This is a genomic window from Burkholderia cepacia GG4, assembly GCF_000292915.1.
Lineage (GTDB): Bacteria > Pseudomonadota > Gammaproteobacteria > Burkholderiales > Burkholderiaceae > Burkholderia > Burkholderia cepacia_D.
Genome location: NC_018514.1, coordinates 1,447,896 through 1,468,058 on the forward strand (window position 1 = coordinate 1,447,896; position 20,163 = coordinate 1,468,058).

Below are 20,163 nucleotides of genomic sequence, written 5' to 3' on the forward strand. Positions count from 1 at the left end.
GGCCCGCATGCGCGCGCGCCGTTTCGCGCATCCGGTTCGCAACCGGCCGATGTCAGGATTACGCGGTAACACTCTCGTATGTCAGGACATTGATCGAATAAAAAGCAACAAATTACAATTCCGTATATATTTCGCCGATGGACCAAAGAAAAACTGCCACACGTTCGGAGCCACCCCTGCCACGCACCTGGGATGCACGGCTGGCGCGTTCGCTCGTCCGACCGCTCGTCGACACGCCGGTCACCCCGAATCACCTCACTACCGTTCGTCTGCTGATTGGCCTCGCCGGTGCCTGGTGCCTCGCGCAAGGCGGCTTCGGCTGGAGCAATGCAGGCGCATTCCTGATCGTGCTGTCGAACTTCGTCGACCACACCGACGGCGAGCTCGCGCGCATCAGCGGCAAGTCCAGCAAGATCGGCCACTTTTACGACCTCGCGGCCGACGCGCTCGTCACGATCGCGCTGTTCGTCAGCATGGGGCTCGGCATCGTCGCCCAGGGCGGCCAGATGGCCGCGTCGCCGGTGCTGCTCGGTGCGGTGGCCGGCGCGGCCGTCGCGCTGATCTTCTTCCTGCGCATGCGGATCGAATCGTTCGCCGGCAAGGCCGGCACCAAGCAGGCATTCGCCGGCGGCTTTGAAACGGAAGACGTGCTGTACCTGCTGCCGATCGTGACGCTCGTCGACGGCGTCCAGCCGTTCCTGCTCGCGGCATCGATCGGCGCCCCGCTGTTCGCCGCATGGGTCGTGATCGACTGGTGGCGCATCGTGCGCCGCGGCAACCTTCCGCAGAATTCAACCGAAATCCAGGCTTCCAAATGACTTCTAGCACGCGCGACGACTCCGTGCTGAGCCCGGCACGCCCCGCGCCTGCACGCGCAGCGGCCGATCCCGATCGCACCGTGGCCGACTGTGTCGGCCGTCTCGACCTCGACCACCTGCGCGGCGACTACACGCGCCAGGGTTCGTTCCTGTATCTGGACACGTTCCTGCCGTCCGACGCACACGCGAAACTCGCAGCTGCCGCGCGCGCGATGCAGCCCGGCCTGAACCGCAATTACCTGCCCGGCCACAAGCAGGGCGGCAGCGTGAGCCGGCACACGATCGACGAGCAGGCGCCGTACATCGCGGAACTGTACCGCTCGAAGGCGCTGCTCAGCTTCCTCGAGAAGGTCACGGGCGACAAGCTGATGCTGTCGCCGGACGACGATCCGCACGCGTACGCGCTGTACTACTACACCAAGCCGGGCGACCACATCGGCTGGCACTACGACACGTCGTACTACGACGGCCGCCGCTACACGCTGCTGATCGGCGTGATCGACGAATCGTCGTGCCGGCTCGACTACGAGCTGCATACGCGCAACCCGGACGTGCCCGACGAACCGGGCTCCGTGCAGATCGCCGACGGCGGCATCGTGCTGTTCGACGGCGACAAGCTGCGCCATCGCATCACGCCGCTCCGCCAGAACGAGACGCGCGTGTCGCTCACGTTCGAATACGTGACCAACCCCGGCATGCGACCGTGGAAGCGCTTCATCTCGAACATGAAGGACGCGATCGCCTATTTCGGTTTCCGCCAGGTGTTCAAGCAGCTGGCCACGCGGCGGTCGACCGGGTCATGACACGCGCCGGCCTGATCCTGCTGTCACTCGGAACGGCACTCTTCGTCGCCCTGCTCGCTTGGCAGGGCGTTGGCGCGGTCGCGTCGACGTTCCTCGCGGCCGGCTGGGGCCTCGCGCTCGTCGCGGCATTCCACGTCGTGCCGCTCGTGATCGACGCGCTGGCGATCTCCGTGATGTTCCGCCGCGGCCAGCCGGGCGCCGAGTTCGGCAACGCGCTGCGCGCGCGCTGGGTCGGCGAATCGGTGAACAGCCTGCTGCCCGCCGGGCAGATCGGCGGCCCCGTGCTGATGGTGCGCCACCTCGCGCAGCGCGGCACGCGGATGGCCGATGCGGCCGCCGCGGTCACCGTCAGCACGACGATGCAGGCGCTCGCGCAGATGGCGTTCGCGCTGATCGGCATCGCCACGTTCAGTCTCTATGCGACGCACGAGTCGGTCGCTCACCTGCGCACGCCGGCGCTGATCGCCACCGGCGTGCTCGGCGCCCTCGCCGTGGCGTTCTACGCGGCGCAGCGGCGCGGGCTGTTCGGCCGCGGGATGCGTCTCGCGTCGAAGCTGCTCGGCCCGCGCGACTGGTCGTCGCTGGCGACCCGCGCGGACGCGATCGACGACGCGGTCGGCGCGCTGTACCGCGATCGCGCGAAGGTCGCGAAGACCTTCGCATTGAGCCTTATCGGCTGGATCGTCGGCACCGCCGAAGTGTGGCTCGCGCTGCACTTCCTCGGGCACCCGGTCAGCTGGCTCGACGCGCTGCTGCTCGAGAGCGTCGGCCAGGCGATCCGCGGTGCGGCGTTCGCGATCCCGGGCTCGCTCGGTGCACAGGAAGGCGGTTACCTGCTGCTCGCGCCGCTGGTCGGCCTGCCGCCCGACGCGGCGCTCGCGCTGTCGCTCGCGAAGCGCGCGCGCGAACTCGCGCTCGGCCTGCCCGGCCTGCTCTATCTGCATTTCAGTGAAAGAAACTGGCAGCGGCGCCGTGCGCCGCAGCCGCTCGCCGACTGATCGTTCAGATCCGCCGGCTTTTTGGTTGGAGAACCCATGCGAGCCATCATTCTTGCGGCAGGCCTCGGCTTGCGCCTGCAACAACCGCCCGAGGCGCAATTCCCGAAGTGCCTGCTGCGCTTCGACGACGTGTCGCTGCTCGAGCGCCATCTGCGCGTGCTCGATGCCGCGGGCGTCGACGAAATCGTGCTCGGGCTCGGCTTCCAGCACGAGAAGGTCGAGCAGGAACTGAAGCGCCTCGGCCGCCAGGCCGAGATCGTGATCAACGACCGCTACGACCTCGGCAGCGTGCTGACCGTGCACACCGTCGCCGAGGCGATGACGCGCGGCGGCGACGTGCTGCTGATGGACGCCGACGTGCTGTACGACGAGAACATCCTGCACGCGCTGGTGGCCGATGCCGATCGCGCGGTCGACCGCCTGCTGATCGATCGCGACTTCGAAGCCGGCGACGAGCCTGTCAAGCTGTGCCTGAAGAACGGCGTGCCGGTCGAGCTGCGCAAGCAGCTCGCGGTCGACCTCGACTACGACACGATCGGCGAATCGGTCGGCTTCTTCCGCTTCACCGAAGGCACCGCGCGCCGCCTCGCGACGATCGTCGCGGGCTACGTCGACAGCGGCCGCGCGAACATGCCGCACGAGGAAGCCGTGCGCGACCTGCTGCTCGAAGGCGGCCATTCGTTCGACGTCGCCGATGTCACGGGTTCGCCGTGGATCGAGATCGACTTCCCGAACGACGTGGCACGCGCCACGCAAGAGATTCTTCCCCTGATTCAACGTATGACCGCAGGAGCCGCACGATGAACGCACGCGAACCCAACTTCACCGAATCGCGCAGCGCACGCCTGCGCCGCATGCTCGTCAGCAGCGACCTCGAATTCCTGATGGAAGCGCACAACGGCCTGTCCGCGCGGATCGTCCGCGAAGCCGGCTTCAAGGGGATCTGGGCCTCGGGCCTCGCGATCTCCGCGCAGTTCGGCGTACGCGACAACAACGAAGCGAGCTGGACCCAGGTCGTCGACGTGCTCGAGTTCATGGCCGACGCAAGCGACCTGCCCATCCTGCTCGACGGCGACACCGGCTACGGCAACTTCAACAACGTGCGCCGCCTCGTGAAGAAGCTCGAACAGCGCGGCATCGCCGGCGTCTGTATCGAGGACAAGCAGTTCCCGAAGACCAACAGCTTCATCGGCGGCGAGCGCCAGCCGCTCGCGGAAATCGACGAGTTCTGCGGCAAGATCAAGGCCGGCAAGGATTCGCAGACCGATCCCGACTTCTCGATCGTCGCGCGTGTCGAAGCGCTGATCGCGGGCTGGGGGATGGACGAGGCGCTGCGCCGCGCGAACGCGTACGCGGAAGCCGGCGCCGACGCGATCCTGATCCACAGCAAGCTGTCGCGCCCGGACGAGATCCTGCAGTTCGCGCGCGAATGGAGCGGCAAGGCGCCGCTCGTAATCGTGCCGACCAAGTACTACAGCACGCCGACCGACGTGTTCCGCCAGGCCGGCATCAGCACCGTGATCTGGGCGAACCACCTGATCCGCGCATCGGCATCCGCGATGCAGGCGACCGCGCGCGAGATCCACGAGAGCGAAACGCTGATCAACGTCGAGGACCGCGTTGCATCGGTCAACGAGATCTTCCGCCTGCAGGACGCCGACGAGTACTCGGCCGCCGAGCGTATCTACCTGTCGTCGTCGTCGCGCGCGTCGAACGCCGCGATCGTGCTCGCCGCGAGCCGCGGCAAGGGCCTCGAAGCCGTGACCGAAGACAAGCCGAAGGTCATGCTGCCGGTCGCCGGCAAGCCGCTGCTGCGCTGGCTCGTCGACGGCTTCAAGACGCACGGCGTGAACGACATCACCGTGGTTGGCGGCTATCGCGCCGACGCGATCGACACGTCGGGCATCAAGCTCGTGGTCAACGAACGTCATGCGCAGACGGGCGAACTCGCGTCGCTCGCATGCGCGGCCGAACGCCTGACCGGCGACACCGTGATCTCGTACGGCGACCTGCTGTTCCGCAGCTACATCGTGCGCGACCTCGCGGAGAGCGAGGCCGAGTTCAGCGTGGTGGTCGATTCGTCGCTGACGGAAACCAACCAGAGCGTACGCGATTTCGCGCTGTGCTCGGCGGCGGACGATCGCGGCCTGTTCGGCCAGAAAACCTACCTGCAACGCGTGTCGAGCGACGTCGCCGCGGGCACGCCGCACGGCCGCTGGATCGGCCTGCTGAACGTGCGCGGTGCAGGCGTCGACCGCCTGAAGGCCATGCTTGCGACGCTGCAGGCGCGCCCCGATTTCGACACGCTCGACATCCCGTCGCTGCTCAACGAACTGATCGCCGCCGGCGAGAAGATCGAGGTGCAGTACGTGCACGGCCACTGGCGCGGCGTCAACGACCTGGAAGACTTCCGCCGCGCAGGCGACTTCGCGCACGGCCAGACGCCGCTGTCCGAGCCGGGCGCCGGCAACGGGAGCGCACGATGATCGAAGCGGCCCAGTTCGTCGAGGCCGCACGCGAACGCGGCTTCGACTGGTACGCCGGCGTGCCCTGCTCGTACCTGACGCCGTTCATCAACTACGTGCTGCAGGACCCGACGCTGCACTACCTGTCGGCCGCCAACGAAGGCGACGCGGTCGCGCTGATCGCGGGCGCGACGCTCGGCGGCAAGCGCGGGATCGCGATGATGCAGAACTCCGGGCTCGGTAACGCGGTGAGCCCGCTCACGTCGCTGACCTGGACGTTCCGGCTGCCGCAGCTGCTGATCGTCACGTGGCGCGGCCAGCCGGGCGTATCCGACGAGCCGCAGCACGCACTGATGGGGCCGATCACGCCGGCGATGCTCGACACGATGGAGATCCCGTGGGAGACGTTCCCGACCGACCCCGAACAGGTCGGCCCGGCGCTCGACCGCGCGATCGCGCACATGGACGCAACGGGCCGCCCGTACGCGCTCGTGATGCAGAAAGGCAGCGTCGCGCCGTATGAGCTGAAGGCGAACCCGGCGGCGACGCCGCGCGCGCATGTCGCCGCGCAGTCGGCGGCGCGTGCCGAAGCGCCCGCCGCGTGGCCGACCCGCCACGACGCGCTGCAGCGCGTGATCGCGCACACACCGGTCGACTCGACCGTCGTGCTCGCGTCCACCGGCTTCTGCGGCCGCGAACTCTATGCGCTCGACGACCGCCCGAACCAGCTGTACATGGTCGGCTCGATGGGCTGCGTGACGCCGCTCGCGCTCGGCCTCGCGCTCGCGCGCCCCGACCTGCACGTGGTGGCCGTCGACGGCGACGGCGCCGCGCTGATGCGAATGGGCGTGTTCGCGACGCTCGGCACCTACGGCCCGGCCAACCTCACGCACGTGCTGCTCGACAACGGCGCGCACGAATCGACGGGCGGCCAGGCGACCGTGTCGCAGCATGTGTCGTTCGCGGGCGTCGCCGCCGCGTGCGGCTATGCGTCGGCCGTCGAAGGCGACACGCTCGACGTGCTCGATGCGGCGCTCGACGCGCCGCAACCGGCCGACGGCACGCGGTTCGTGCGGCTCGCGATCCGTACGGGCGTGCCCGACGGCCTGCCCCGCCCGACCGTCACGCCGGTCGAGGTCAAGACTCGCCTGATGCGGCATATCGGCGCCGCGCAGGCACAAGCCCACGCCGAAGGAGCGCTTTGATGCTGCTGCTGAACCCCGGCCCGGTAACGCTGACCGAACGCGTGCGCCGTAGCCTGCTGCAAACCGACCTGTGCCATCGCGAAAGCGAATTCTTCGATCTGCAGGATGAAGCGCGTGCGCGCCTCGTCGCCGCGTACGAGCTCGACCCCGCCGAATGGGCCGCCGTGCTGATGACGGGCTCGGGCACCGCCGCTGTCGAAAGCATGATCGCGGCGCTCGTGCCGCAGGACGGCAAGCTGCTCGTGATCGAGAACGGCGTGTACGGCGAGCGCATCGCGCAGATCGCGACGCAGTACGGGATCGCGCACGACGTGCTGAAGCACGAATGGATGCAGGCACCCGATCTCGCCCAGCTCGCCGCGCGCCTCGACGCGGGCGGTTATTCGCACGTCGCGGTGATTCATCATGAAACGACGACGGGCCGCCTGAACGACCTCGGCGCGATCGCCGAGGTGTGCCGCGCACGCGGCGTGAAGCTGCTCGTCGACGGCGTCAGCAGCTTCGGCGCGGAAGCGATCGACTTCGCCGGCGGCGTGATCGACGCGGTTGCCGCGACCGCGAACAAGTGCCTGCACGGCGTGCCGGGTGCCGCGTTCGTGATCGTGCGCCGCAGCGCGCTCGCGAAGGCCGCGAGCCGCACGTACTACCTCGACCTCGGCCGTCTCGCGAAGCTGCAGGACCAGCGCAACACGCCGTTCACGCCGTCCGTGCACGCGTACTACGCGCTCGTCGAGGCGCTGCGCGAGTTCGACGAAGCCGGCGGCTGGCGTGCGCGCCATGCGCACTACAAGGCGCTCGCCGATCAGGCCCAGGCCGGCCTCGCCGCGCGCGGGATGCCGCTCGTGCTGCCGGAAGGCGCGTCGTCGGTCGTGCTGCGCGCGTACCGGCTGCCGCAGGGCACCACGTACGAGACGCTGCATGACGGCCTGAAGGCCCGTGGCTTCGTGATCTACGCGGGGCAAGGCGGGCTGTCGAAGGAGCTGTTCCGCATCTCGACGATGGGCGCGATTGAAGCGGCCGACGTCGAGCGCTTGCTGGACGGTTTTACGGCGCTGACGCGGTAAGCTCGCCGCTTCGTCGACAAAGGCCCGCAAGGGCCTTTTTTTCCATCATGACCATGCCCCTCCTCCGCTTCGTTGCGCTTCTGGCGCTGGCCGCCGCGCCCGTCGTTCATGCCGCCGACGCTCAGCCGTGCGGCGACGCGACCGTCGTCGCGATCGCCCGCTGGGCCGGCATCGCGAACGCGCGCCTCGCCGCGCGCGACACGAACCGGCTCGTCATCGCATCGGCGTGCAAGGCGATGCCGAACGCGCCGGAGACGACGATCGTGGCTGCCGCGTTCGATTCGCTGCCCAGGAGCAAGAACCCGGACGACAGCAAAAAGCTGCAGGTCGTCGCGCTGGTCGAGGGCAGCAAGGTCGTTGCGGCCGAACGTTCGGTGGTCGAAGAGGATGCGGCGACGGAAATCGGCGAGCATAGCTATCGCATCGACACGGCGCCGTACCGGCTGTCTCCCGACGTGCGCGCGTTCGGCGTGGTGTTCACGAGCAGCGCGCGCGGGGCGAGCTGTCCCGATGCCGACGCCAGCGAAGCGCTGACGCTGTGGGTCCGTGAAGGCAATCGCATCCGCCCGGTGTTCGGCACCAACCTGTACGGCTGGGTCAGTGTCGAGGGCGCGGCCTGCGGCGCCGGCGCGGGCGATGCGCGCAGCGAAGAGGCGAAGATGACGATCGCGGTCGAGAAAACCTCGAGCCATGGCTTCGCCGACCTGTCGATCGCGGCCCACATCACGCAGACGCAGCGCGAGGACGGCAACTATTCGGACACGGGCAAGCGAACCGCACGCACGATCGTCAGGTACGACGGCAAGTCGTACGGGATCGATATGTTCCGGACCTTCTGGTATCCGCGTTCGGCGATGAAATAACGTGTTGCGTCAGCGCGCGTCCGACAAGTCGTTGTACGCATCCATCACCCGCCCGGAAAACGCCAGCGCCGCGCCGGCATTCATCGCCACCGCAACGCCCAGCGCCTCCGTCAACTCCGCTTTCGATACGCCCAGCTCGATCGCCTTCTTCACGTGATTCGCGATGCAACTGTCGCATCGCGTCGTGACTGCAACGGCCAGCGCAATCAGCTCACGCGTCTTCGCATCCAGGTTGCCGGTTTCCGCGCCGGCCTGGTGCAGCATCCGGTAGCCGTCGATCGTCAACGGACTCAGTTCCTTGATGTCCTTCATGCTTTGCCCGATCTTCGGCAAGAACTGCCGCCAGTTTTTCAGCATGAAACGTGTCTCCCTTATCGAATCGATCCAGTCGGTCGCCGGCGTCGCGATGCAGCCCGGGTCATCCGGCAATTTCAAATAATTCGGCCTGGGGATGATAGCCGATGTGCACGGCGACGGTAGTCCGGTCGGACGGTTCTCGAGTCCATCCTATTTGACCGCGTTGGTCTCGAGGTACTCCGGCGTCGCCGGCCCGCGCAGCGCGTCATCACGGACGCGTCGCGCCTCGCGCGCGGTGTAGCGATCCTTCAGCCGCAGGAACGGTTTTTCAATCAGGAAGTAGCTGGCTGTCGCGGCCAGCAGCGCCCACACGATGCCGAGCGGGAACGCATGCGCGACCGGCAGCGCCGGGTTTGCGAACGGCTGCTGCCACAGATAGAGGCTGAACGAGATCGTGCCGACGAACACGACCGGCGTGGCCCGCAGCCAGCGCGCGCACCAGAAGTCCGCGCGGAAATTCAGCACGACGATCACGATCGCGATCAGCGCAGCCTCGAGCGTCACACCGTAGGTTGCATTCCAGAAGCCGCCGAGCCGATGTTCGGCAAGCGGCATCCCGAACAGCACGATGAAGACGAGCACCGTCACGATGCGCGTCTCGCCGCGCCACGAGCGGATCCAGGCTTCGAGCCGTTCGCGGTTGAGCGCCGCGTAGCAGCCGATCAGGATCGGATCGACACCCGTGTGCAGCATCATCCCGAGCTGCCCGCGCAGCGCCGGTGCGACGAAATACGTGAGCGCGCGTACCAGCGGCACGCCCAGGATCAGTGCGGCCAGCCAGCGCGTGCCGCGACGGCGGGCGCCGTACACGAACAGCAGCGGCCAGAACCAATAGAACTGCTCCTCGAGCGCGAGCGACCAGAAATGGCCGAGATACCACGCGCCGTCCGGATGCAGCACGTTGTCGCCGGCCAGCCCGAACCACGCCGAGTAGTTCCACAGATGCAGCGCCGCATACAGCCACTGGCGGCGCTCGACGTCGAGCCAGCCGGCGACGGCAAGGATGCCGACGGTCGCGAGATACACGTAGCAGGCCGGCCAGATCCGCAGCGCGCGACGCACGTAGAACGACGTCAGCGCAATGCCGCCGGTGCGCGCGAACTCCGCGCGCAGCACGTTGGTGATCAGGAAGCCGCTGAGGACGAAGAAGATCAGCACGCCGAGCCGGCCGTCGGCGATCAGCCGCAGCGGCGCGAACCAGCCGGTATAGCCGCCCGGCAGCACATGCTCCGCATGGCCGACGACGACCATCGTGACCGCGACGGCGCGCAACCCGGTCAACTGCGTGACGCGATGGTTCATCATCTGGATTCCGTTGGCACGGTGGAGGGACGATGCGATGGCCGGCGCCCGCGAACGGCGCACCGATATGCCGCCGGGATTTTGTCTGAAAAATATCGAAATGAAATTGCTTAAAAAATTCCGCTGCCCATGCGCCCCGGAACACCGGGCCGCGCCGCCCGCGCTGATCGGCGCGCAATGAGCGGATTGAATGGGCATAATGACAAGCCTTGTCCGGCGGCGGCCGGTCCGATGCCAACACAACGAATTTTGCGGCGCCGCAATATCCGCGATACCGGCGCTGCCGTATTCCGCCCGCGCACCGGCCCGTGCCTCGTCCGCCCTCCTGCCGACCCTCACCCGGAGCCTGCCTGTGTACCCATCGATCGAACCCTACGCCCACGGCCACCTCGATACCGGCGACGGCCATCGCATCTACTGGGAGCGCTGCGGCAACCCGTCCGGCAAGCCCGCGGTGTTCCTGCACGGCGGCCCGGGCGCGGGCTGCAGCCCCGACCATCGCCGCCTGTTCGATCCCGAGCGTTACGACATCCTGCTGTTCGACCAGCGCGGCTGCGGGCGCTCGACGCCGCATGCGAGCCTCGACAACAACACGACATGGGACCTGGTGGCCGACATCGAGCGGTTGCGCGAGATGGTGGGCGCGCAACAATGGCTCGTATTCGGCGGCTCGTGGGGCAGCGCACTCGCGCTCGCCTACGCGGAGACACACCCGCAACGCGTAAGCGCGCTCGTCGTGCGCGGCATCTTCACGATGCGTCGCGCGGAATTGCTGTGGTACTACCAGGAAGGCGCGTCGTGGCTGTTCCCGGACCTGTGGGAGGAATTCCTCGCGCCGATTCCGCAAGCCGAGCGCGGCGACCTGATGGCCGCGTACCATCGCCGGCTGACGGGCGACGACGAAGCCGCGAAGCTCGAAGCCGCGCGCGCATGGAGCATCTGGGAAGGCCGCACGATCACGCTGCTGCCCGATCCGGCACTGGCCGCGCGCTTCGCCGACGGCCACTACGCGCTCGCGTTCGCGCGGATCGAAAACCACTACTTCGTGAATCGCGGGTTCGTCGACGAAGGCCAGCTACTGCGCGACGCACATCGCCTCGCGGGCATTCCGGGCGTGATCGTGCAGGGCCGCTACGACGTCGCGACGCCTGCACGCACCGCGTGGGATCTCGCGCAAGCATGGCCCGACGCGACGTTCGAGATCGTGGCGGACGCCGGCCACGCGTACAACGAACCGGGCATCCTGAAAGCGCTGCTCGCCGCGACGGACCGGTTCGCCGCGTAAGCAACCCTACGCAACACGACGCACCGCAGCTCGCTGCAACCGGCCCTGCCGGCCGGCACGCGCCGCCCGCTCAAAGCGCGGCTTCGACGATCGTCCGGCCGCGGATCGCCCGTTCGACGAGCTGTTCGTCGCCGACCTTGCGGATCGCATCGTCGAGCAATCCTTCCGGCTGTTCGGTCGCCACCTTCAGCAGGCCCGACAGGCCGCGCGCGTCGAGCACCACCAGCGTCTCCATCGAATCGGCGCGGCTCACGAGCACGCGGCGAAGCGCCGGGCCCGCGCCGAAGCTCGCGCAAAGCGCAATCGTCTCGTTGCCGAGCGTGTAGTCGAAGTGCTTGATCATGTCTGCCGCCGTTGCAAGGGGATGGCGACGCGCGACGACGCGGCGCCGTGACGTCGACGCACCCGCGCATGCCGCCGGCGCCGGGCCGGGATCCGGTCCGTTCGCCGGCATCACCATGCTAGGCAGGCAGAATTAACGAAGACTTAAACGGCCGGCGAACGGACCGGCCCCCGGCCCGATCACGCCGCGCTACCTGACGGCGCATCGAGCGGCTCCACCGTCACGCCGACCTTCAATTCCTGATCCGCACCGCCGCCGCGGATCACGCCGCGCAGCGGCGTCACGTCCGCATAGTCGCGGCCGATCGACAACATCACGTAGTCGTCGCCCGGGGCGCGGTCGTTGGTCGGGTCGAGCTGCAGCCAGCCGCCGTCTTCCGGCCATGCGGGGTCGTACACGTCGACCCATGCATGCGACGCGTCCGCGCCGATCAGCCGCGGCTGGCCGGGCGGCGGCTGTGTCAGCAGATAGCCGCTCACGTAGCGCGCGGCCAGCCCGAGCGAGCGCAGCGCGCCGATCATCACGTGCGCGAAATCCTGGCAGACGCCCTTGCGCAACCGCAACGCATCGAGCGCCGTCGTCGAGATGTCGGTGCTGTTCGGTGTGTATGCGAAATCGGCGTGGATCCGCCGCATCAGGTCCCACGCGGCCTGCACGAGCGGCCGCTGCGGCGTGAAGCTCGCGGCCGCATAGGCGGCCAGCTCGGGATCGCACGCCACATGCTGCGACGCGAACACGAATTCGCTCGCCGCATCGTACGGCTGCCCCGCGCGAAACCGCAGGCGGTCGCGCACCGCTTCCCACGCCGTTGCGTGCTGCACGTCGGGGTTCGCGATCGCGGGCGGCGGCGCGCCGCGGGCACCCTGCGACCACACGGGCGGACTCACGCGCACCGTGCTGCGGCTGCGCACGAGCAACGCGTCGTGTGGCTGATTCAGCGCGAACGACGCGCGCGCGTTGCCGAACGCATCGATCTCGGTACCGACCGCGGCCGGCGCGGGCTCGATGTCGAGCGCGAACGACAGCACCTGCTGGCGCGGCGTCGCGAGCGGCTGCAGTCGCGCCTGGTGCTGCGCGGATTCGACGCGCGCTGCGTAACGGTATTCGGTGTCGTGCGTGACGCGCAGCAGGCGGCCGGGCGCGACGGCAGCCGGCGTAGTCAGCGTGGTCGGTGTCCCGGGCGTGGTCGGCATGGTCGGCGCGGCTGGTGCCGCAGACGTAGTCGGCGCGGTCGACGTGGCCGGTGTCGCAGGCGTGGTCGGCGCTGCCGGCTTCGCGCTGCCCGGACCGGGCGCGGGCCGCGTCTTCGCCGCGTTTTTCGTCGTCACCATAGCGTCCTGCCCGCCTCGCGCACGTGGCTGAAATAGCGCTCGCCGATCCGGTTCGACAGATCCCACACGGCCTTCTCGGTCGCGTCGAGCGCGTCGAGCAGCTTGTCGTGCCGGCCGTCGTCGTCGGTTTCGCACAGTTCGTGCAGCGACCACGCCGGGACGTCCGGAATCGTCTCGGCCAGCTCGGACAGCGCATAGCCTTCGCTGCGCTCGACCTTCGTCAGCCGGCCGCGCAGCGCCTGCACGACCCAGCCGAGCGAGCGCGGGTTGTCGGTATCGAGCACGGTGAGCGACAGCAGCGGCGCGACGTCGAAGCCGCGCTGGAACCGCGAGCGGAACGTGATCGTGCTGTCGAACAGCTCCAGCACGAGCTCGAAGCCGTCCTGGCGCTGCACGGCGCCCTCCTCGAACGCGAACTTCAGCACGCTGCACAGGAAGTCCAGCCGGTCGATCTGCCGGCCGATCGACAGTAGCCGCCAGCCGTCGTCGCGCGTCATGTTGTCGGTCTGCGCGCCGGTGATCGCGCCGAGCAGCAACCCCAGACGCTCGAGCAGCTGCAGCGCCTCGTTGCCGATCTGCTCCTCGGCTTCCGGATGGTCGGCGCTGTCGGCAAACAGTTGCGTCGCGTCGTCGATCAGCCGCCACTGCTCGCTCGACAGCCGCTCGCGGATCGCGGCGGCGGCGCCGCGCATCCCGAACAGGCAGGACGCGATGCCCGACGTGCGGTCCGCGCCGCGCGTCAGCGACGTCGCGAGCGCATGCTGGAACGCACGCGGCGCATCGACGGCGTTCGGCGCGTCGGGCGCGATCAGCCCGGTGTCGCGGCACAGCGTGTCGATCAGCTCCAGGTGCGCGGGGCTGTCGACATCGTCCTCGCCACGCAGCCGTTCGAGTGCGGCGCGCGCGAGACGCATCAGGTTGGTCGCGCGCTCGGTGTAGCGGCCGAGCCAGAACAGGTTCTCGGCCGCGCGGCTCGCGATCGCGCGCGGGCGCTCGACGAGATCGTCGGGGCCGAGATGGGTCTGCAGCAGCGTCGTCGAATCGACGATGCCTTCGGTCATCACCCACGTATCGACGGTGCTGCCACCGCGCGGCATCGGTGCGTTGAACAGCGTGTCGCGCGTGCCGACCCGCGACAGGCCGCCCGGCAGGAGCCGCCAGCGCTGCGCGCCGTCGGCGAGCGCGAACACGCGCAGCAGCAGCGGCTTCGGCACGATGCGCGCGCCGCCGTGGCCGTCGGGGGCGCCGTTCCCCGGCCAGGTAGGCGCCTGCGACAGCGGCAGGTCGGCTTGCACCGTGTAATGCTCGGGCCGCGCCAGAATCCGCGCGCGCCACTCGGCCAGCTGTGCCGGCGTGAGCCGCGCGCCGATCACCGGGTCGAACGCGCCGCCGGCCTGCACGTCGGGCGGATACGACGGCTTCACGATGCTGCGCGCGAGCTGCGGCAGCGCGTCGTCGCACGCGGCCGCCTCGCCGCACCACCACGAATGCACGGCGGGCAGCGTCAGTGTTTCGCCGAGCAACCCTTCCGCGAGGCGCGGCATGAAGGCGAGCACGCCCGGCGATTCGAGGAAGCCCGAGCCCGGCGCGTTCGCGAGCAGCACGTTGCCCGCGCGCACGGCCTGCAGCAGCCCCGGCACGCCGAGCAGCGAATCGGGCCGCAGTTCGAGCGGATCGAGCCACGCATCGTCGACGCGCCGCAGGATGCCGTGCACGGGTTCGAGCCCGCGCAGCGTCTTCAGGAAAACGCGGTTGTCGCGCGCGGTGAGGTCACCGCCCTCGACCAGCGTGAGGCCAAGGTAGCGTGCGAGATACGCATGCTCGAAGTACGTCGCGCTGTGCGGCCCCGGCGTCAGCAGCACGATCCGCGAGTTCTTGCGGGCCGGGCTCAACGCCTGCATGCTCTGCAGCAGCGACCGGTACGCGGACGCGAGCCGCTGCACGCGCAGCCCGCGGAAGCCGCGCGGAAAGAGCCGCGAGACGATCAGGCGGTTTTCGAGCAGGTAGCCCAGGCCGGCCGCGCCCTGCGTGTGCTGCGCCACGATCCGCCATTGGCCGTCGGGACCGCGTGCGAGATCGAACGCGACGACATGCAGCCACGTATCGCCCGGCACGCGTGCGCCGCGCATCGCGCGCAGGTAGCCCGGGTGCCCGGTGACGAGCGCAGGCGGCAGCAGCCCGCGCTGCAGGATCGTCTGCGGCCCGTACAGGTCGGCCATCGTCGCGTTCAGCAGCCGCACGCGCTGCAGCACGCCGCGCTCGATCGCGACCCAGTCCTCGGGCGTGACGATCAGCGGCAGCAGGTCGAGCGACCATGGCCCGGCCGCGCCGTCGCCCGCGCGTTGCTCGTGCAGCTGGTAGAACAGGCCGTTCTCGCGCATGCGCCGCTGCAGCGCGTCGGCGCGGCGATCGAGGTCGGCCACGCCGTCGCTGCCGATCGACGTGAAGAAGCTGCGCCACGCAGCTGCGAGCGGCGGCGCGTTCAGGCCGGCGGCGCTGCCGCGCAGTTCGTCGTAGCGGCCGGCGGCGGCCGGCGCCGCGAGCGCGGCGGCCAGTTCCGCGGCGTCCGGCTGCGCGCCGGTATCGAAGAGCGTGGGCATCGCGTCGGCGTCGGCGAGATCGTCGGGGTGAATGGGCGGCACGGTCGATATCGTTCCGTCGTCAGGGTGCGGCAGCGCACGCGCGCCGCCGCACCGGCGGCCGGTTGCGGCGCGCGCGGCGGGCAGCCGCGATCTGCCCGCATCCTAGCATTCCGGCGAGGCCGCCTTCGGCCGACCCGCCGGGAGGTCGAGAACCGCGCATCGTGTTCCGTCCTTTCATCCGGAGATCAGGGCCGCCGCAGGTCGAGCGTGAACGGGAACTCGCGGCTCGGCGCGGCGGCCGATACCGCCATCCGCCCCGGGGTATGCCCCATCGCGACGAAGCGCGCGAGCCGGCGGCTCTCGGCTTCGTAGGCATTGACCGGAAACGTCGCATAGTTGCGCCCGCCCGGATGCGCGACGTGATACCGGCAACCGCCGAGCGAGCGCTGCAGCCACGTATCGACGATGTCGAACGTGAGCGGCGCATGCACGCCGATGGTCGGATGCAGCGCCGACGGCGGCGCCCACGCCTTGTAGCGCACGCCCGCCACGTATTCGCCGACGGTGCCGGTCGGCTGCAGCGGCAGCGCGCGGCCGTTGACGGTCACGACGTGCCGGTTGTCGTTCAGCCCGGTCACGCGCACTTCGAGCCGTTCGAGCGACGAATCGACGTAGCGCACCGTGCCGCCGGGCGCGCCCTCCTCGCCCATCACGTGCCACGGCTCCAGCGCGCCGCGCAGCGACAGCTGCATCCCGTTCACCGCGATCTGGCCGAACAGCGGGAAGCGGAATTCGAAGTGCGGTGCGAACCAGGCCGGCTCGAACCCGAAACCGGCGTCGCACAGCTCGGCCAGCACGTCATCGAAATCCATCTTCAGGAACGCGGGCAGCATGAAGCGATCGTGCAGCGCAGTGCCCCAGCGCGTGAGCGGCGTCGTGTACGGCGCGGCCCAGAAGCGGGCGACCAGCGCGCGCAGCAGCAGTTGTTGCACGACGCTCATTCGCGCATGCGGCGGCATCTCGAACGCGCGCAGCTCGAGCAGGCCGAGCCGCCCGGTCGGCGAATCGGGCGAATACAGCTTGTCGATGCAGAATTCGCTGCGGTGCGTGTTACCGGACACGTCGATCAGCAGGTTGCGCAGCACGCGGTCGACGAGCCACGGCGGCATGTCCTGCCCGTACAGCAGCTTGTTGCGCTGGATTTCCGCGAACGCGATGTCGAGTTCGTAGAGCTGGTCGTTGCGCGCCTCGTCGACGCGCGGTGCCTGGCTGGTCGGACCGATGAACAGCCCGGAGAACAGATACGAGAGTGACGGATGGTTGTGCCAGTAAGCGATCAGGCTCGCGAGCAGGTCCGGGCGACGCAGGAACGGGCTGTCGGCCGGTGTCGCGCCGCCGAGCACGAAGTGGTTGCCGCCGCCCGTGCCGACGTGCCGGCCGTCGACCATGAACTTTTCGCTGGAAAGCCGCGACTGCCACGCGGCGTCGTACAGGAATTCGGTCTGGTCGACGAGTTCGTCGAAGCTTCTGGCCGGATGGATGTTCACCTCGATCACGCCCGGATCGGGCGTGACCTGCAGCAGCTTGAGGCGCGCGTCGCGCGGCGGCGGATAGCCTTCGAGGACGAGCTTCACGCCGAGCGAACGCGCGGTCAGCTCGATCGCGGCGAGCAGGTCGAGATAATCTTCGAGCGCGGCCAGCGGCGGCATGAACAGGTACAGGATGCCGTTGCGCACTTCGGCACACAGCGCGGTGCGCGTGATCCACGCGGCCGATTCGAAGCGCTCTGGGCGGCGGTGCGGGTCCTGAGCGGCGTGCGTATGCGGCCCGCCGGCGGTCGCGCCGTCGTTGCGCAACTGCATGACCGTATGCGCGGGCGCTTCGCGATGCACGCCGGCCAGATAGCGCGGCGCGTCGGCGGGGCCCGCATGGCGCGCACGGAACGCGGCCGCGTCCGGCAGCGCGTCGCGCGGCGCGAACGGATCGCGTTCGACCAGGAACGGAAAGTCGGCGCTGCCAACCCACGGCAGCGAATCGAGCGGCAGCCGATAGCCCATCGGCGAATCGCCGGGCACGAGGTACATCCGTTCGTCGCGGAAGAACCACGGGCCCGTCTGCCAGCGCGGGCCGTCGAGGCCCGGCCGATCGCGGCCCGGCACGTCGTCCGTGCGCTTGATCGGCAGCACGTAGCCGACCACGCTGTCGAGCTGCTGGTCGAACACCTTGCGCAGCCGCGCGCGTTCGAGCTCGTCGTCGAGCCGCGAGTCGAACGGATCGACGTTGACGGGCAGCCGGCGCTCGCGCCACAGGTAGTACCACACGTCCTCGTAGCCGGGCCGCACGAATTCATCGGTCAGGCCGAGGCGCGCGGCCAGCGCGTCGATGAAGCGCTTCGCGTCGTCGGTCGTGAAGGCGGACGGCTCGCGCTCGTCGGCAAACAGCGACGGGTCGTGCCACACGGGCTGGCCGTCGGCGCGCCAGAAGATCGACAGTGCCCAGCGCGGCAACTGCTCGCCGGGATACCACTTGCCCTGCCCGAAATGCAGGAAGCCGCCCTCGCCGTATTCGGCGCGCAGCCGCTGCACGAGTTCGGTCGCGTAGCCGCGCTTGGTCGGGCCGAGCGCATCGGTGTTCCACTCGGCGCCATCGCGATCGTCGATCGACACGAAGGTCGGCTCGCCGCCCTGGGTCAGCCGCACGTCGCCGGCCGTCAGCGCGCCGTCGACCTGCGCGCCGAGCGAGCGCACGGCATCCCATTGCAACTCGGTATACGGCTTCGTCACGCGCGGCGATTCGTACACGCGCGTCACCGCCATCTCGTGCTCGAACGTGACTTCGCACTCGTCGATCAGCCCTTCGACCGGCGCGGCGCTGGTCGGCTGCGGCGTGCACGCGAGCGGGATATGCCCTTCGCCGGCCAGCAAGCCCGACGTCGGGTCGAAGCCGATCCAGCCCGCGCCCGGCAGGTAGACCTCGCACCACGCATGCAGGTCGGTGAAGTCGACCGCCGTGCCGCTCGGCCCGTCTAGCGCCTTCACGTCGGGCGTGAGCTGGATCAGGTAGCCGGACACGAAGCGCGCGGCGATGCCGAGATGCCGACACAGCTGCACGAGCAGCCATGCGCTGTCGCGGCACGACCCGGACGCAAGCTCGAGCGTCTGCTCGGGCGTTTGCACGCCGGGCTCCATCCGCACGAGATAGCCGATGTCGCGCTGCAGCTGCTGGTTCAGCGCGACCAGGAAATTCACGGTACCGGCCGGCGTGCGATCGACGCCGTCGACATACGCGCGAAAGCGCGGCGCCGCGCTCGTCTGCGGATCGCACACGAGATACGGCGCGAGTTCGGTCTTCAGCGCATCGTCATAGCTGAACGGGTATTGCTCCGCGCTGGCTTCGAGAAAGAAGTCGAACGGGTTGTACACCGACATTTCGGCGACCAGATCGATCGTGATCTCGAAGTGCTCGGTACGCTCGGGAAACACGAGCCGCGCGAGATAGTTCGAGAACGGGTCCTGCTGCCAGTTGATGAAGTGCTGCGCGGGCTCGACCGTCATCGAATACGCGACGATCGGCGTCCGGCAGTGCGGCGCAGGCCGCAACCGCACGATCTGCGGGCCGAGGTTGACCGGCCGGTCGTAGCGGTAGCGGGTGGTGTGATGCAGCGCGACGTGGATGGGCATGGGAGAGCCGCTCGGTTCGGGTTGGGCCGGCCGCGCGCCGCGTCGCCGTCGATGCGGCGGCACGGCACGGCGGGTTCGGCGAAGGGTCGGGTCAGACGAGTTCCGGCGACTGCACGACGCTGATCTCGACGCCCACGGCGCGCGCGCCGAGCCCCGTCACCGGCTGCGCGTCGCGATGGTCGAGACCGACCGCGATGCGCACGTAGCGCTCGTCCGGGCAGCGGTTCATGAACGGATCGAAGCCGACCCAGCCGAGCCCTTCGACATACGCCTCGGCCCACGCGTGGCCGGCCGGCTGCTGCATCAGCGCGATGGCCTGCGGCTGCACGCCGAGCGCCGCTTGCGGCAAGCCCTGCGACTGCGCGGCATGCGACGCGCCGAGCGCCTGCTGCATGCCGTCGCCGCTTTGCAGCGCCAGCGCTTCCTCCTCGTCGCCGCCGCTTGCGCTCTGCTTCGCGTCGGCGATGCGCTGCATCGCGCTGTCGGCGAGCACGTAGCCCGAGATGTAGCGCGCCGGAACCTTCAGCGCACGCGCGGCCGCGATGAACGCATGCGCATGGTCGCGGCTCGTGCCCTCGCCGCTTTGCAGCGCGGTTTCGGCATCGACCGGCGCATCGGCCAGGTTCGGTGCGTACGCGATGCGGCCGTGCACCTCCGTCATCAGCCAGTGCAGCGCATCGAGGCTGTGCGGCTCGATCGGCAGCGCCTGCGTGAGTTCGCGCACGGTGTCGCCGGCTTTGGTGAGCTCGGTCTCGCGTTCGAAGATCCACGGCGGCGCATAGCCCTCGGGGTTGCCGAGAATGCCCGCGCGGTCCTGCGTCTCGACGACGCCGGCCGCGACGACGACGATCTCGTGCTTCGCGCCGCGGTCGTGGCGCACGAGGTCGATCCGGTTGCCGAACCCGTCCGCATACGACAGCGTCGGCTCGACGCCGTCGATCGTGACCTGCCATGCGCGCACCGTCTGCCCGGGGCCCGATTGCGGGCGCAGCCGCAGCCGTTGCAGCGCATGGGTTGCTTGATCGTCGAACTGATAACGCGAAATGTGTCGGATGGCGAGTCGCATG

17 protein-coding genes are annotated in these 20,163 nt (G+C 69.1%); 10 read left to right on the forward strand and 7 right to left on the reverse strand.

Annotation, left to right across the window (positions count from 1 at the left end; genetic code table 11):
- Positions 1–137 precede the first annotated feature (137 nt).
- The 8 genes from GEM_RS22225 to GEM_RS22260 are packed head-to-tail and all read left to right on the forward strand — an operon-like array spanning position 138 to position 8,216.
- A complete protein-coding gene (locus tag GEM_RS22225; RefSeq protein ID WP_014899647.1) occupies positions 138–818 on the forward strand; it encodes a CDP-alcohol phosphatidyltransferase family protein in 681 nt (226 codons plus the stop codon).
- On the forward strand, positions 815–1,621 hold the full coding sequence (locus tag GEM_RS22230; RefSeq protein WP_014899648.1) for a 2OG-Fe(II) oxygenase: 807 nt from the start codon (positions 815–817) through the stop codon (positions 1,619–1,621). Before GEM_RS22225 ends, GEM_RS22230 begins: the two co-directional genes overlap by 4 nt.
- A complete protein-coding gene (locus GEM_RS22235) occupies positions 1,618–2,619 on the forward strand; it encodes an HpnL family protein (protein ID WP_014899649.1) in 1,002 nt (333 codons plus the stop codon). The genes GEM_RS22230 and GEM_RS22235 overlap by 4 nt, the downstream gene beginning before the upstream one ends.
- Positions 2,620–2,655: 36 nt before the next feature.
- The gene (locus tag GEM_RS22240; RefSeq protein WP_014899650.1) at positions 2,656–3,423 is read left to right on the forward strand and encodes an NTP transferase domain-containing protein; all 768 of its coding nucleotides are present in this window, start codon (positions 2,656–2,658) and stop codon (positions 3,421–3,423) included.
- Positions 3,420–5,105: a phosphoenolpyruvate mutase gene (gene aepX, locus GEM_RS22245; protein WP_014899651.1), complete on the forward strand. Its 1,686-nt coding sequence runs from the start codon at positions 3,420–3,422 to the stop codon at positions 5,103–5,105. The genes GEM_RS22240 and aepX overlap by 4 nt, the downstream gene beginning before the upstream one ends.
- A complete protein-coding gene (aepY, locus tag GEM_RS22250; RefSeq protein WP_014899652.1) occupies positions 5,102–6,289 on the forward strand; it encodes a phosphonopyruvate decarboxylase in 1,188 nt (395 codons plus the stop codon). The genes aepX and aepY overlap by 4 nt, the downstream gene beginning before the upstream one ends.
- Positions 6,289–7,353, forward strand: coding sequence for a 2-aminoethylphosphonate aminotransferase (locus tag GEM_RS22255; RefSeq protein ID WP_014899653.1), 1,065 nt, complete (start codon positions 6,289–6,291; stop codon positions 7,351–7,353). Before aepY ends, GEM_RS22255 begins: the two co-directional genes overlap by 1 nt.
- Before the next feature lie 53 nt (positions 7,354–7,406).
- On the forward strand, positions 7,407–8,216 hold the full coding sequence (locus GEM_RS22260) for a hypothetical protein (protein ID WP_041490972.1): 810 nt from the start codon (positions 7,407–7,409) through the stop codon (positions 8,214–8,216).
- Between the two features lie 9 nt (positions 8,217–8,225).
- Here GEM_RS22260 and GEM_RS22265 read toward each other — a convergent pair whose 3' ends face one another.
- Positions 8,226–8,570: a carboxymuconolactone decarboxylase family protein gene (locus tag GEM_RS22265; protein ID WP_041490973.1), complete on the reverse strand. Its 345-nt coding sequence runs from the start codon at positions 8,568–8,570 to the stop codon at positions 8,226–8,228.
- A gap of 153 nt (positions 8,571–8,723) precedes the next feature.
- On the reverse strand, positions 8,724–9,875 hold the full coding sequence (locus GEM_RS22270; protein ID WP_041490974.1) for an acyltransferase family protein: 1,152 nt from the start codon (positions 9,873–9,875) through the stop codon (positions 8,724–8,726).
- A 37-nt stretch (positions 9,876–9,912) separates the two neighbouring features.
- Between GEM_RS22270 and GEM_RS31945 the strand changes: the two genes are divergently transcribed.
- Both GEM_RS31945 and pip read left to right on the forward strand, forming a co-directional pair.
- Entirely contained in the window at positions 9,913–10,056 is a 144-nt protein-coding gene (locus GEM_RS31945; RefSeq protein ID WP_187293277.1) for a hypothetical protein, read from the forward strand.
- A gap of 171 nt (positions 10,057–10,227) precedes the next feature.
- On the forward strand, positions 10,228–11,160 hold the full coding sequence (gene pip / locus GEM_RS22275) for a prolyl aminopeptidase (protein WP_014899657.1): 933 nt from the start codon (positions 10,228–10,230) through the stop codon (positions 11,158–11,160).
- Between the two features lie 70 nt (positions 11,161–11,230).
- Here the strand turns inward: pip and GEM_RS22280 are convergent, their stop codons facing one another.
- From GEM_RS22280 to GEM_RS22300, 5 genes are all read right to left on the reverse strand, one after another.
- Complete coding sequence (locus tag GEM_RS22280) at positions 11,231–11,503, reverse strand: hypothetical protein (protein ID WP_014899658.1); 273 nt, start codon at positions 11,501–11,503, stop codon at positions 11,231–11,233.
- Positions 11,504–11,682: 179 nt separating this feature from the next.
- Complete coding sequence (locus GEM_RS22285) at positions 11,683–12,834, reverse strand: transglutaminase family protein (RefSeq protein ID WP_014899659.1); 1,152 nt, start codon at positions 12,832–12,834, stop codon at positions 11,683–11,685.
- Positions 12,828–15,434, reverse strand: a complete 2,607-nt coding sequence (locus GEM_RS22290) for a circularly permuted type 2 ATP-grasp protein (RefSeq protein ID WP_051138035.1) — start codon at positions 15,432–15,434, stop codon at positions 12,828–12,830. The genes GEM_RS22285 and GEM_RS22290 overlap by 7 nt, the downstream gene beginning before the upstream one ends.
- Before the next feature lie 227 nt (positions 15,435–15,661).
- A complete protein-coding gene (locus tag GEM_RS22295) occupies positions 15,662–19,096 on the reverse strand; it encodes a DUF2126 domain-containing protein (protein WP_014899661.1) in 3,435 nt (1,144 codons plus the stop codon).
- 91 nt (positions 19,097–19,187) lie between these two features.
- Positions 19,188–20,162, reverse strand: coding sequence for a transglutaminase family protein (locus GEM_RS22300; protein ID WP_014899662.1), 975 nt, complete (start codon positions 20,160–20,162; stop codon positions 19,188–19,190).
- Position 20,163 lies beyond the last annotated feature (1 nt).

Coding starts and splice junctions, on each gene's coding strand:
- GEM_RS22225 (WP_014899647.1), top strand. CDS start 138: ATGGACCAAAGAAAAACTGCCACACGTTCGGAGCCACCCCTGCCACGC.
- GEM_RS22230 (WP_014899648.1), top strand. CDS start 815: ATGACTTCTAGCACGCGCGACGACTCCGTGCTGAGCCCGGCACGCCCC.
- GEM_RS22235 (WP_014899649.1), top strand. CDS start 1,618: ATGACACGCGCCGGCCTGATCCTGCTGTCACTCGGAACGGCACTCTTC.
- GEM_RS22240 (WP_014899650.1), top strand. CDS start 2,656: ATGCGAGCCATCATTCTTGCGGCAGGCCTCGGCTTGCGCCTGCAACAA.
- aepX (WP_014899651.1), top strand. CDS start 3,420: ATGAACGCACGCGAACCCAACTTCACCGAATCGCGCAGCGCACGCCTG.
- aepY (WP_014899652.1), top strand. CDS start 5,102: ATGATCGAAGCGGCCCAGTTCGTCGAGGCCGCACGCGAACGCGGCTTC.
- GEM_RS22255 (WP_014899653.1), top strand. CDS start 6,289: ATGCTGCTGCTGAACCCCGGCCCGGTAACGCTGACCGAACGCGTGCGC.
- GEM_RS22260 (WP_041490972.1), top strand. CDS start 7,407: ATGCCCCTCCTCCGCTTCGTTGCGCTTCTGGCGCTGGCCGCCGCGCCC.
- GEM_RS22270 (WP_041490974.1), bottom strand. CDS start 9,875: ATGAACCATCGCGTCACGCAGTTGACCGGGTTGCGCGCCGTCGCGGTC.
- GEM_RS31945 (WP_187293277.1), top strand. CDS start 9,913: ATGGCCGGCGCCCGCGAACGGCGCACCGATATGCCGCCGGGATTTTGT.
- GEM_RS22280 (WP_014899658.1), bottom strand. CDS start 11,503: ATGATCAAGCACTTCGACTACACGCTCGGCAACGAGACGATTGCGCTT.
- GEM_RS22285 (WP_014899659.1), bottom strand. CDS start 12,834: ATGGTGACGACGAAAAACGCGGCGAAGACGCGGCCCGCGCCCGGTCCG.
- GEM_RS22290 (WP_051138035.1), bottom strand. CDS start 15,434: ATGCCCACGCTCTTCGATACCGGCGCGCAGCCGGACGCCGCGGAACTG.
- GEM_RS22295 (WP_014899661.1), bottom strand. CDS start 19,096: ATGCCCATCCACGTCGCGCTGCATCACACCACCCGCTACCGCTACGAC.
- GEM_RS22300 (WP_014899662.1), bottom strand. CDS start 20,162: ATGCGACTCGCCATCCGACACATTTCGCGTTATCAGTTCGACGATCAA.